Raw genomic sequence first — 11,677 nt, forward strand, 5'->3', positions numbered from 1 at the left:
AGTGGAATGTACTATAAATGGGTTTCCCTCGCCCTTCTTCGTTTTATAAACCTAGTGGCCACCCCGTTGATCGGTGAAAAAAGGAAAGCCAAGCCGAATAAGAAAGCGGCTGAACCAACCATGCACCCTGAGATGGAAGCATCAAGAAAAGTTGCTGAATAATACCCAATGACCGAGCTCAAGATCCCGACCCCGATGCTGACGACAATCATCCGACTTAATCGGTCCGAAAGCAAATAGGCCGTTGCCGCAGGAATAATGAGCATCCCCACCACCAAAATCGAACCGACACTATCAAACGACGCCACAGTTGTCAGCGAAACGAGACCCATCAGTAAATAGTGAAAAAGTATAACCGGTATGCCCATCGCTGCAGCAAGTGCGGGATCGAAGGAAACCAGCTTAAATTGCTTGAAGAAAAGGAAAAGTAAGAGAAGATTGATCATGAAACAACTTCCTACAATCCAAACGGCCTTTGGCCCTGCCATAACCCCACCGATCGACATCATATTCCATGGGGTATATGCAATCTCGCCATACAGGACATGATCCAGATCAAAATCGATTTGCTGTGTATATAAACTGACCAATACAATCCCTACTGCGAATAGGGAAGTGAACACGATGCCTATCGCTGCGTCGGATTGAACCCCGGATGTTTGGAATAGCTGGATTAAGAATACGGTAAGTAAACCGAGTGCTGCTGCACCAATCAGCATGGGAATCGAATCACGCGACCCCGTTATTAAAAACGCCAATACGATGCCGGGTAAAACCGAGTGACTGATTGCATCGCCAATCAAGGTCATCTTCCTTACTATTAAAAAACACCCCAGTACACTGCAGGAACTCGCTACAAGCGCCCCGACTAAGATAATCCAAAAATCGTTCATGCTGAATGGCTTCCTTTCCTTTTTTCCTGTTCATTTACATAGATCTTTTTTGCCGAAACCCTTCTCCACGTCTTGGAGATGACTCCACGTTTAGGAGCAAAAAGCATGGAAAAGAAAAACCAGACCGTGGCCGATAAAACAATCAAAGGGCCTGTTGGCAGGTTATTGACCGACGTGCTGATTAATGTCCCGGACACCCCGCTCAGCAAACCGAAAATTCCAGAGAGTATGACCATGATATGCAGGCGCTCCGTCCAGTACCTGGCAGAAACGGCTGGGGTAATCAGCAAGGATGCCATCAACACTACCCCTACCGCCTGAATGCCGATGACGACAGCCGCCACTATCAGCATCATGATGAAATAGTCGAGGAATACGACCGGCAATCCCATCCCCTTGGCAAATCCAGGATCGAAGGACAATAGCTTAAATTCCTTGAAAAATAACGTACAAGTGAAAATGAGTATAAAGGAAACGGTCATCATCATATACACATCCGACATCACCATCGATGCCGTTTGCCCGAACAGAAAAGTGTCCAGTCCGCTTTGGTTTCCATATTCACTCTGCTGGATTTGGGTTAGCAATACGATTCCCAATCCAAAGAATGAAGTCAATACGATGCCTAGTGCCGCATCCTGTTTGATTTTACTGTACCTCGTTAGTATGCTAATCAGAAAAACCGCCACTAAACCTGCGACGGCCGCTCCAATCAGAAAGAAGGAGGTCGACTTCACCCCTGTTACTATGAAAGCGACGCAAATCCCAGGCAAGGCCGCATGTGCGAGCGTGTCACCCAATAGGGATTGTTTTCTCAAGTAAGCAAAACTTCCGATGACTCCACTGCTTAAGCCAAGGAACATGGTGCCTAGCAATATCCATCTTGTGTTGGGGTCCGCAAGTATATCCAGAACGTTCATCGTGTACACCTCATTTCAATAGCAAGCCTGACTCAGCATCGGATAATATCGCTAACCGTCCTCCATATGTCTCCTGCAAAAACTCAGGAATGAAGACCTCTTCTGTCGGACCAATCTTCATCACCTTTTTATTCAGCAACATCGTCCAATCGAAATATTCCTTCACAGTCGACAAATCATGATGCACTACAAGAACTGTCTTCCCTTTTTCTTTCAGCTCCATCAATAGCTGGATGATTGCCTTTTCCGTTGCGGCATCAACGCCCACAAATGGTTCATCCATGAAATAGATGTCCGCTTCCTGCGCCAACGCCCGTGCCAGGAAAATCCGTTGCTGCTGCCCGCCGGAAAGCTGACTAATCTGACGGTCAGCATACTCAACCATCCCTACTTTTTCCAGACATTCCATCGCCTTCATTCGTTCAGCCTTCCCGGGACGCTTCAACCAGCCCAGGTGCCCGTACCTGCCCATCATCACGACATCGAGTGCATTTGTCGGGAAATCCCAGTCCACCGATTCTCGCTGTGGTACATAACCGATACTCTTCCTCATGGATTTATAAGAAGCACCATGGATCGTGACTTTCCCGGCTAGTCTTGGAACCAATTCAAGAATCCCCTTGATCAAGGTGGATTTCCCCGCCCCATTCGGACCGATGATACCAATCAGATTCCCTTCCGGAACCTCGAATGTAACATCTTCGACCACCGGCTTTTTATGATAAGCTATCGTCAGATTCTCGACTTTCAACGCATAATTCATCCCATTTCCTCCTATTTTAATGCCTTCACGATCGTATCGGTATTATGCCGGACCATTCCGATATAGGTTCCTTCTTCCGTGCCTTTTTCCCCCATTGCATCCGAGAACAGCTCGCCGCCTATTTCCACGCTATGGCCTTGCTTTTCAGCTCCCTGAATGACCGCTTCGATAGCCTTTTTCGGTACGCTTGATTCCACGAAAATGGCTTTGATTTCATTTTCCACAAGATATTCACGCATATCCGTTACATCCTTCGAACCATATTCCGATAGAGTATTCATCCCCTGAAGCCCTCTCACTTCCAATCCATATGATTTGCCGTAATACCCAAAAGCATCATGTGCCGTGACGAGGACCCGCTGATTCTCCGGAATCTTATTTATCTCCTCATGGACATATTCATCAAGTTCCTTCAACTGGATAACATAGGCTTCATAATTTTCTAGATAACTAGCTTCATGGTCCGGGTCATTTGCAATCAGCTCTTCCTTCACGGCTTCCGCTGCCACCATCCAAAGCTTTACATCAAACCAGACATGCGGGTCATGTTCCGTTTCACTGACCTTATGAAGCTGATCCCCCGTAAAGTCTTTCGTCACCGCAATCGTCGGTTTCTCCTTACTCATCATTTCAAAGATATCCGTCATTTTCCCTTCAAGGTGCACACCGTTATAAAAAATCATGTCAGCTGAATCAAGTGTTTTCACGTCCCCCTGCGTTGCCTTATATAGGTGGGGGTCGACTCCCGGCCCCATTAAACTTGTGACCTTCACATGTTCACCGCCGATATTCTCGACCAAGTCCCCAATCATCCCCGTCGTAGCTACTACATTCAGCTTTCCTTGAACGTGATTCGATGGTTCATTGCTACATCCTGATATCATGACCACTGCCATAAGCAAGCTTCCAACCCATTTCAAAAACTTCATGTATTCCCCTCCATTTTATAGCCCTATATAAAAAAGTTTACCAAGGGCAAGATTTAGGCCAAAAAAAATCCGTTATATTTTGTCCTACGCGCTAGAATGTTTCCTCTATACAACTTATTTTATACTATACACAATTATTCGTAAAAAGTGCAAATTTTTAAATGTTGGACTGAAGAAATTTAATGCAGGAAAATATATACAAAACAACTTTTGTAAAGTATACTTTACGTACAGTGAGCTTTACATTAAAGAAAGGAGCCTGAGGGGTTGAAAAACAAATTACGGGATATGCGCAAGTCTCATCAACTTACACAAGAAAAGCTATCCGAACTAACGGGCGTATCCCGGCAGACGATTATTTCTATAGAATCCGGAAGATTCGATCCATCCATCAAGCTTGCTTACAAACTGGCAAAAGTGTTCGATTTGACCATTGAGGATATATTTCTATTTGAGGAGGAGGAAATGTAATGGATTTTAACTGGTGGGCTTTTTTAGGAAGTACCCTTGGCATCATCGGAGGGCTGGCTGGATTAAGGGGAGGTCGCCGTGCCGCTGCCAAGCGACGGGGATTGGATGAACGATTTGACCTCATCCGAACTAAAGCACGGGCAACCAGCTGGTTTTTCACCCTTTTTGGGATCTATATCTTTTTCTTCTTATTATTTTTTGGCGTAAAACTCTCTGTTGCCCCTGTTCTAGGTATTCTCTTACTTCTTCATCTCGGGTCATGGGCGATTTCCGTTTTTTATTATGAAGCAAAGCTTTAAATCATTTTTGTGATTTTACTGCTAGATAAGCTAACCCCAACTCAATCCCGCAAAGCACGATCAAACAAAGCAAAGTCGTTAACATCTTCATCCCTCCTTCAAGACTTTTATTAATCTTAAAGGATGAAACCCATACCAGAACAAGTCCCAGCATGAAGGGATTTCCCCGTTATGCCTTCGTTCTCTTGCTCTGAAATGGGTTTCATAGGGTAGACTGTAAAAAACGAAAAATGGTGATCTAATGACGAACATAAAAAAAATCGCTGAATATGCAGGTGTATCGATTACGACCGTATCTCGCGTGATGAATAACCATCCTTATGTAAGTGAGGAAAAGAGAAAGAGTGTACTAAAGACCATCGAGCAATTGAACTATACGAGAAATATCAACGCCATCCATCTTACGAAAGGCAAGACTCATCTGATTGGCGTCATCATTCCATACACCAATCACCCCTATTACGGAGCAATCATCCAGGGAATTAATAAACAAGCAAATGTCCTTGGTTACCATATTGTCATCTTCCAAACACAATATGAAAGAGAGAAAGAAATCCAAGCACTGAAAATGTTACAAATGAAGCAACTCGATGGCATCATCGTCTGTTCTAGAATCTCAGAAATGAAAGTGCTCTTGGAGTATCATGTCTACGGTCCGATTATCTTATGTGAAGATACATCGCAGTCAGAATTTTCTTCGATCAGCATCGACCATTATGCCGCCTTTTCCTCAGCCCTCGACTACTTGGTAAACAAGGGATATAAGAAAATAGGCTACAGCCTTGGGCGAAAAAAGAGCAGGAATAGTTCACTTCGGATAAAGGCGTTTGAAGATAGCATGAAAAAACATCATTTTATAAGTAAAGAGGAATGGCTGTTTGAAGGCAGTTATTATATCAAAGACGGAGAAAGGGCCTTTCAAGAATGGGTCGCCATGCAGGATAAGCCGGAGGCCATCATTATAACGAACGATGATACGGCAGCTGGCTTCATCATTTCCGCTCAAAAAGCGGGAGTGAAGATACCTGAAGACGTCGCCATCCTTGGTTTCAATAACGATAGTATTAGCGAAATGCTGGACATCTCGACTATATCCCTACCCTTGGATTCGATTGGGAGAATGGCTGTTGACCTTTTTGAAGATCCTGCCACGATCAAACATGTAAAGCTAGGTTTCAGCCTTATAACGCGAAAAAGTGTCTAATAATCAGAATTATTTGATTTTATTATTCACCTATATTATCCAGTTGAGCGCGAAATGGTTTGATTCATGTCTAATTAGGGAAAAAGATACTTGAAAAATAAACATTGCGCTCTCTAGAGGAATATTTTATAATTTTAATATAGCAAATTTCACTCGGTGACTCACAAACTGTATGTCACCATTTAAAATTCGCGTTATTAACAGTACGAATTGAATACTTCCTCATTTACCGATGAGTTAGAGGCTGCGGCTTATAAAAGTAACACGGACGAGATTCAGGAAAGTTGACGACTCCGTTTGAAAGGATAAGTTGCCGAAGTGTAGAAATATTCCTTGTATTTCTAGGCTGGCGATGTTTTCGAACAGGAACATCACTGTCACGTTTTCATAAAACGTGGGGAGCTATCTTCGGAAGGATTAAACGGGTATCTATATACAGCCGTCGATCTTTTTCGACTGCTGTTTTTTTTATATTCCGTCCCCTTCCCATAAAAAGGAGTGTAACATCAATTGAAAAATCAACAACAAAATTCAAATCCTACTGAACTGAAAAGGAGTCTGAAAGCTAGGCACCTTATGATGATATCTCTAGGTGGAACAATCGGCACCGGACTATTTTTAGCGAGTGGTGGTGCCATTCATACGGCTGGCCCCGGTGGTGCATTAGTTGCTTATGCGGTAATTGGCGCCATGGTTTTTTATTTAATGACAAGCCTTGCCGAGATGGCTGCTTATATGCCAGTTGCCGGTTCGTTCCGCGTTTATGCATCCAAATTCGTCGATCCCTCTTTCGGTTTTGCGATTGGGTGGAATTATTGGTATAACTGGGCCATCACGATAGCAGCTGAATTGGCGGCCGTTGTCCTGATCATGAAATTTTGGTTCCCGGATACTCCATCATTCATTTGGAGTGCCGTTGCATTACTCATCATGTTCTTAATTAACTATATGTCCGTTAAGGGCTTTGGCGAAGCCGAATATTGGTTTGCAATGATTAAAATCGTGACCGTCATTATCTTCTTAATTACTGGTTTTTTAATCATTTTTGGCATCATGGGCGGAAATGATCCGATTGGTTTTTCTAATTTCACCATGGGTGATGGGCCATTTAATGGAGGCTTCTTTACCATTCTAGGAGTCTTCATGGCAGCTGGCTTCTCCTTCCAAGGAACGGAATTGCTTGGAGTAACCGCTGGAGAAAGTGAAGATCCTGAGAAAAACATCCCTAGGGCGATCAAATCCGTTTTTTGGCGCATTATCTTATTCTATATCCTAGCAATCTTTGTCATAGGAATGATCATTCCTTTCACGGATGCACGTTTACTAAGTGAAGATGTTGCCGTCAGTCCATTTACGCTTGTTTTTGAACGCGCAGGCCTTGCCTTTGCCGCTGCTGTCATGAACGCAGTCATTTTAACATCCGTACTTTCAGCTGGTAACTCTGGCATGTATGCCTCAACCCGTATGCTATGGGATTTAGCACGTGACGGAAAAGCACCGAAGTTCCTTGGCAAGCTTGATAAAAGAGGCGTACCTGTAAATGCTCTTATCGTGACTTCTTTAGTCGGATGTCTTGCTTTCTTGGCTTCCTTCTTCGGGGATGGAGTCGTGTATATTTGGTTACTGAACGCTTCCGGCATGGCTGGTTTCGTCACATGGGTCGGGATTGCCCTTGCCCACTATCGATTCCGAAAAGCTTATATCGCTCAAGGTCTGGATTTAAATGACCTCCCATACCGTTCAAGAACCTTTCCGTTCGGTCCGGTTTTTGCGCTTGTCCTTTGCCTCTTCATCATCCTTGGACAAGGCTATCAAGCTTTCAGCACAGACGGAATTGATTGGAACTCCATGTTTGTTTCCTACATTGGTCTTCTTTTGTTCTTCGTTCTCTGGCTCGGATATAAAATTAAACATAAATCCAAAATCATTCCCCTTGAGGAATGTGATCTAAAAGTGAAATAAAAAAAAGGACCTGAATCTCTCTTCAACAGAGAAGTTCAGGTCTTTTCTTATTTCAAAAGGTAGACACGGCATTCATATGGACGCAACGGTTCACTGGAGACCGTGTCGCTTTCCTCCTGCTCATAATTGCCGATCAACAGGGTAGCCTTTAATGAATGTAACGCCGTCGGTATCGTCAAAGTCGCTTCTTGTCCCTTAAAGTTGCATAGCACAAGCACCTTTTCCTCACCTAGCGTCCTCGTATAGGCAAAAATCTGTTCATCATCCGGACAAAGTAAATCAAAACGACCATATACGATAATGTCATGTTGTTTACGTAATTGAATGAGCTTTTTATAAAAATGAAAAATGGATTGATGATCATTATAGGCCTTCTCTGCATTGATTTCCGGGTAGTTGGCATTCACGCCGATCCATGGAGTTCCTGTCGTGAATCCCGCATTCCGTCCATCATTCCACTGCATGGGTGTTCGCGCATTATCTCGACTACGTGCATGAATGGCAGCCATCATCTTTTCTTTTGACCATCCATACGTATTCACTAATTCTTCATAGGAATTCATCGTTTCTATGTCACGATACTCTTCTATGCTTTCAAAAGCGATATTGGTCATTCCCAGCTCTTCCCCCTGGTAGATATAGGGTGTCCCCTTTAACATATGAAGACAAGCAGCAAGCATCTTCGCACTTTCCACCCGATACTCCCCATCATCTCCGAATCTTGATACAACTCTTGGCTGGTCATGGTTATTCCAGTACAAACTGTTCCAACCTACCTCTTCCAACCCATATTGCCATTTTGAGAGAATCCCTTTTAAATCGCTCAGATCCCATTTTTCATTATTCCATTTTCCTTCCGGTCCTCCCCCTATATCCATATGTTCAAATTGGAAGACCATATGTAATTCCCCACGATCCTCCCCTGTGTAGAGTACCGCGTCATCTGGTGAAACACCGGGCATTTCTCCAACTGTCATCACATCATAATCAGAAAGGACGCGTTGATTGACTTCCTGCAAGAACTCATGAATTCTGGGTCCATTCAGGAAATAGGGACTTCCATCGCCGTGCTGTTTTCCATCCAAAATGTTTCCATCCATGTATCGCTGGTCCTTCGATAGAAAGTTAATGACATCCATCCGGAATCCGTCAACCCCTTTATCCAGCCACCACTTCATCATGCTATAGATTTCCTCACGAAGTTGAGGGTTCTCCCAATTCAAATCGGGCTGCTTTTGGCTAAATAAGTGTAGATAATATTCATCCGTTCCCTCATCATATTTCCATGCTGAACCTTTGAAGACAGACTCCCAATTATTCGGTTCCTTTCCATCCTTACCAGGTCTCCAAATATAGTAATCTCGCTTCGGGTCATCCACGGAGGAACGAGAAGCCAGGAACCATGGGTGTTCATCTGACGTATGATTCACTACGAGATCCATCATGATTTTCATTCCCCGTTCATGGACCGCACTTAAAAGCCGATTAAAATCATCCATCGTCCCGAATTCCGTCATGATTGACTGATAATCACTAATATCATACCCGTTATCATCATTCGGTGATTTGTATACGGGAGAAAGCCAAATTACATCCACACCAAGCTCCTGTAAGTAATCAAGCTTGAGTAAGATTCCTTTCAAGTCACCTATTCCATCTCCATTGCTATCCATAAAACTACGAGGGTACACTTGATAAACAACCGACTCTTTCCACCACGTCTTTTCCATACCTACCACTCCCTCCATAACCTTTACATAATTATACAATAATCTTTCTATTATAAAGAGTGAAACTTCAGAATATTACCAATAACATATTTTCTACACCTAAAAAAAGGCTCACCCGCTTTATCTTCAAGCTCTTCAGCTGAAAATCAATCGGACAAGCCTTGATCATGAATGGATATATGCTAGTTTAACTAGGGAAAACCCTGTGTACAAGATTCTGAAACTCATCTGTAAACCCTTCAACCGGTTTTCCACTTTTAACATCTTTCACGTATTGATCCATCCTCTTTACAAAATCGGGGTTGGTCGATACATGAACATCATTGATGGAAGTATCACTGTTTCTTACAGCACCTTCAATTTTGTTTTTCACTTCCGTGGTAAGGGAGTCTTCCCCTTTTCTGAGTACGGCACCCACATATGCATCATTATCGATCACGATAACTCTTGCTCTTTTTACTTGCTTCAATTCCTCGATTCGGTCAGCAATATTCTCAGTTACCCTCATCTGATTGTTACCTTGACCAGCGTTGTTGTTGTTGTCGTTATTATTATTATTATTATTATTATTATTATTAGTTTTAGTATCCGTTCTATCGTTCACCGTCGTAGGATTATAACCAGTTTGACTCAAATCTCTATCCTGATTGGTCCGATTCAGCCCGAGGTTTTCGTTTGCTCCTTCATTTTCATTCGCGGAACATCCTGTAATGAATAAAGCCACCATTGCGGTTGTCACTAACGCTTTGTATTTTTTCATTTTTTTCCCTCCTCACATATGGTTTCCCTTACTATTTGCAAGGAGGGAAGGAATTATTCAGAAGAAGTGATTTTCAACCCGAGAATCCCTACGACAATACAACCAACGAAGACCAGGCGTATGGCATCCCTCGGTTCGTTAAACGCAATGATGCCCACCAATACGGCGCCGACTGCTCCAATTCCCGTCCATATCGCATACGCCGTTCCCATCGGTAGCGTCTTTATTGCTGAGGACAGAAAATAAAAACTAATAATCATGCCTACAATCGTGATGACAGAAGGAAATAATTTCGTGAAGCCTTCCGTATATTTCAAACTTGTAGCCCAAACCACTTCAAATAACCCAGCAATAACGAGTTGAATCCAAGCCATCTTATTTTCCTCCAATACAGAATAAGCCCGGGAGGTCACAAACATAACCTCCCGGGCTTTTATCCCTCCGTGTACGCAGAGTTTTCCCTGCGCGTCTCTCTCGGACCAGTCCGGCCTTGCACCGCGGAACCCTAGAAACATTTCAATTACCTGTACTATATCATTTCGATTTAATGGGGGTCAAACGTTTCTTACCCATTTCTTCTGCTTGTCATTGTCCCTTTATCGCCTTTAATGGTATGCCAGATATTCTTAAATGGTTGGGGTGTTTCCTTCGCGGCATCCACCGTATACTGAACCGCTTCTTTTTTATATTGAACATCCTCTGTGATTTCCTGCTGTGTCTCCGCAAGATGATCCGTCTCCGACTTAATCTGATCTGTTTTCGCCTGCATGCGCGCAACAGTTTCATTTACATTATCAATGGTTGGTTTAGAATCCTTAAATGTCTTAAAAGCAAAAAATGCTAAATAAATAATCGAACCAATAAAGAGGGCCAGACTAATATATACAATGATCACGTATCGTTTCCTCCTCCTTCTTCTTCTCTTCTTTCCACTACTATACCCATTATACCCGCTAGAAAACAGTACACATGTAATTTCTCATAAGCCTGGGATTAACAAAGCGAGGCAGAAACACCGAATGATGCAATCCCCGGTAGACCCGCTTCGTCTATTGGTCTCTTTTCAGAAAAGACTATGGGCCTCGCTTCATCCATTTATCGACCAACTCATGCTATAGATTTGATGTAAAACATGCTACTATAAGAGTAGATACCATCGGAAAGGGGCCCCATTATGGATACTCGATCACTTATTTTACTTGGATTACTTATGGCCCAGAGTCAACATGGCTACCAAATTAATGAATTCATAGAAAGAAACTTAAGTACCATTACAGATATGAAGAAGCCAACCGCTTATGCAACATTAGATAAATTAAGTAAACAAGGCTACATTGAGGTACACACTGAGCAAGAAGGCAACAGACCACCTCGTAAAGTGTATTCCATTAATGAAAAGGGAAAACAATATTTCTACGAGCTGCTCATTCAAAACCTCTCCTCTGCGGAAAGTGTAAAGTTCAGCGGGGATATCGGCCTGATGTTCATTGATCACCTCCCCTTGGAAAATGTCATTCCAGCTCTTGAAAACAAGCTCACAGAGAATGCGAAACTGATTACCGTGTTAAAAAAGACTCCCGTACACGGTTCAGGACATGGCGTCGATTTTGCCGTAGCTCATAAGATTGCCATGCTTGAAGCAGAAACGGAATTCATCAAGAACACCGTACTCACCCTTAAGGATCAGCTGAAAGAACTGAAAAGTACATGATAGTCTAAACCCTTGCCAAGTAGCCTGCACTTCCT

The 11,677-nt window shown here is 43.1% G+C and carries 13 protein-coding genes and 2 riboswitches; of the genes, 5 read left to right on the forward strand and 8 right to left on the reverse strand.

Annotation, left to right across the window (positions count from 1 at the left end; translation table 11 throughout):
* Nucleotides 1-11 precede the first annotated feature (11 nt).
* From ACIQXH_RS13000 to ACIQXH_RS13015, 4 genes are read right to left on the reverse strand one after another with little or no spacing between them, the layout of a single operon-like run.
* Entirely contained in the window at nucleotides 12-893 is an 882-nt protein-coding gene (locus ACIQXH_RS13000) for a metal ABC transporter permease (RefSeq protein WP_402870908.1), read from the reverse strand.
* On the reverse strand, nucleotides 890-1,813 hold the full coding sequence (locus ACIQXH_RS13005) for a metal ABC transporter permease (protein ID WP_403123866.1): 924 nt from the start codon (nucleotides 1,811-1,813) through the stop codon (nucleotides 890-892). The genes ACIQXH_RS13000 and ACIQXH_RS13005 overlap by 4 nt, the downstream gene beginning before the upstream one ends.
* Nucleotides 1,814-1,823: 10 nt before the next feature.
* Nucleotides 1,824-2,576 (reverse strand): metal ABC transporter ATP-binding protein, encoded by a 753-nt coding sequence (locus tag ACIQXH_RS13010; RefSeq protein WP_402870903.1) that lies wholly within the window; start codon nucleotides 2,574-2,576, stop codon nucleotides 1,824-1,826.
* An 11-nt stretch (nucleotides 2,577-2,587) separates the two neighbouring features.
* On the reverse strand, nucleotides 2,588-3,505 hold the full coding sequence (locus ACIQXH_RS13015) for a metal ABC transporter solute-binding protein, Zn/Mn family (protein WP_402870902.1): 918 nt from the start codon (nucleotides 3,503-3,505) through the stop codon (nucleotides 2,588-2,590).
* Nucleotides 3,506-3,772: 267 nt separating this feature from the next.
* On the opposite strand from ACIQXH_RS13015, the gene ACIQXH_RS13020 reads away from it, so the two are divergent.
* From ACIQXH_RS13020 to ACIQXH_RS13035, 4 genes are all read left to right on the forward strand, one after another.
* Nucleotides 3,773-3,976 carry a helix-turn-helix transcriptional regulator gene (locus ACIQXH_RS13020; protein ID WP_402954408.1) on the forward strand — a complete coding sequence of 68 codons (204 nt, stop codon included), beginning with the start codon at nucleotides 3,773-3,775 and terminating at the stop codon, nucleotides 3,974-3,976.
* The gene (locus ACIQXH_RS13025; protein ID WP_402870897.1) at nucleotides 3,976-4,275 is read left to right on the forward strand and encodes a hypothetical protein; all 300 of its coding nucleotides are present in this window, start codon (nucleotides 3,976-3,978) and stop codon (nucleotides 4,273-4,275) included. Before ACIQXH_RS13020 ends, ACIQXH_RS13025 begins: the two co-directional genes overlap by 1 nt.
* A gap of 241 nt (nucleotides 4,276-4,516) precedes the next feature.
* Nucleotides 4,517-5,479 carry a LacI family DNA-binding transcriptional regulator gene (locus tag ACIQXH_RS13030; protein ID WP_403123869.1) on the forward strand — a complete coding sequence of 321 codons (963 nt, stop codon included), beginning with the start codon at nucleotides 4,517-4,519 and terminating at the stop codon, nucleotides 5,477-5,479.
* A gap of 230 nt (nucleotides 5,480-5,709) precedes the next feature.
* A riboswitch (Lysine riboswitch) is annotated at nucleotides 5,710-5,892 on the forward strand.
* A 97-nt stretch (nucleotides 5,893-5,989) separates the two neighbouring features.
* On the forward strand, nucleotides 5,990-7,441 hold the full coding sequence (locus tag ACIQXH_RS13035) for an amino acid permease (protein ID WP_402870890.1): 1,452 nt from the start codon (nucleotides 5,990-5,992) through the stop codon (nucleotides 7,439-7,441).
* Between the two features lie 47 nt (nucleotides 7,442-7,488).
* Here ACIQXH_RS13035 and ACIQXH_RS13040 read toward each other — a convergent pair whose 3' ends face one another.
* The 4 genes from ACIQXH_RS13040 to ACIQXH_RS13055 form a co-directional block, all read right to left on the reverse strand.
* Nucleotides 7,489-9,171, reverse strand: a complete 1,683-nt coding sequence (locus ACIQXH_RS13040; protein WP_402870888.1) for a glycoside hydrolase family 13 protein — start codon at nucleotides 9,169-9,171, stop codon at nucleotides 7,489-7,491.
* Nucleotides 9,172-9,358: 187 nt separating this feature from the next.
* Nucleotides 9,359-9,931 (reverse strand): YhcN/YlaJ family sporulation lipoprotein, encoded by a 573-nt coding sequence (locus ACIQXH_RS13045; protein WP_403123872.1) that lies wholly within the window; start codon nucleotides 9,929-9,931, stop codon nucleotides 9,359-9,361.
* 53 nt (nucleotides 9,932-9,984) lie between these two features.
* Nucleotides 9,985-10,305, reverse strand: a complete 321-nt coding sequence (gene sugE, locus ACIQXH_RS13050) for a quaternary ammonium compound efflux SMR transporter SugE (protein WP_402870883.1) — start codon at nucleotides 10,303-10,305, stop codon at nucleotides 9,985-9,987.
* A gap of 46 nt (nucleotides 10,306-10,351) precedes the next feature.
* Nucleotides 10,352-10,451: riboswitch (guanidine-I (ykkC/yxkD leader) on the reverse strand.
* A 45-nt stretch (nucleotides 10,452-10,496) separates the two neighbouring features.
* Nucleotides 10,497-10,826, reverse strand: coding sequence for a DUF948 domain-containing protein (locus ACIQXH_RS13055; RefSeq protein ID WP_403123874.1), 330 nt, complete (start codon nucleotides 10,824-10,826; stop codon nucleotides 10,497-10,499).
* 279 nt (nucleotides 10,827-11,105) lie between these two features.
* On the opposite strand from ACIQXH_RS13055, the gene ACIQXH_RS13060 reads away from it, so the two are divergent.
* Nucleotides 11,106-11,642: a PadR family transcriptional regulator gene (locus ACIQXH_RS13060; protein WP_402870878.1), complete on the forward strand. Its 537-nt coding sequence runs from the start codon at nucleotides 11,106-11,108 to the stop codon at nucleotides 11,640-11,642.
* Nucleotides 11,643-11,677 lie beyond the last annotated feature (35 nt).

Origin of the sequence: Peribacillus sp. NPDC097225 (assembly GCF_044761955.1) — a bacterium.
In the GTDB taxonomy this organism is placed as follows: Bacteria; Bacillota; Bacilli; order Bacillales; family DSM-1321; genus Peribacillus.

What these genes read in the sequence shown, in the direction of transcription:
- ACIQXH_RS13010 (WP_402870903.1), bottom strand. Translation starts at nt 2,576, where the DNA reads ATGAATTATGCGTTGAAAGTCGAGAATCTGACGATAGCTTATCATAAA.
- ACIQXH_RS13015 (WP_402870902.1), bottom strand. Translation starts at nt 3,505, where the DNA reads ATGAAGTTTTTGAAATGGGTTGGAAGCTTGCTTATGGCAGTGGTCATG.
- ACIQXH_RS13045 (WP_403123872.1), bottom strand. Translation starts at nt 9,931, where the DNA reads ATGAAAAAATACAAAGCGTTAGTGACAACCGCAATGGTGGCTTTATTC.
- ACIQXH_RS13060 (WP_402870878.1), top strand. Translation starts at nt 11,106, where the DNA reads ATGGATACTCGATCACTTATTTTACTTGGATTACTTATGGCCCAGAGT.
- ACIQXH_RS13040 (WP_402870888.1), bottom strand. Translation starts at nt 9,171, where the DNA reads ATGGAAAAGACGTGGTGGAAAGAGTCGGTTGTTTATCAAGTGTACCCT.
- sugE (WP_402870883.1), bottom strand. Translation starts at nt 10,305, where the DNA reads ATGGCTTGGATTCAACTCGTTATTGCTGGGTTATTTGAAGTGGTTTGG.
- ACIQXH_RS13025 (WP_402870897.1), top strand. Translation starts at nt 3,976, where the DNA reads ATGGATTTTAACTGGTGGGCTTTTTTAGGAAGTACCCTTGGCATCATC.
- ACIQXH_RS13000 (WP_402870908.1), bottom strand. Translation starts at nt 893, where the DNA reads ATGAACGATTTTTGGATTATCTTAGTCGGGGCGCTTGTAGCGAGTTCC.
- ACIQXH_RS13005 (WP_403123866.1), bottom strand. Translation starts at nt 1,813, where the DNA reads ATGAACGTTCTGGATATACTTGCGGACCCCAACACAAGATGGATATTG.
- ACIQXH_RS13030 (WP_403123869.1), top strand. Translation starts at nt 4,517, where the DNA reads ATGACGAACATAAAAAAAATCGCTGAATATGCAGGTGTATCGATTACG.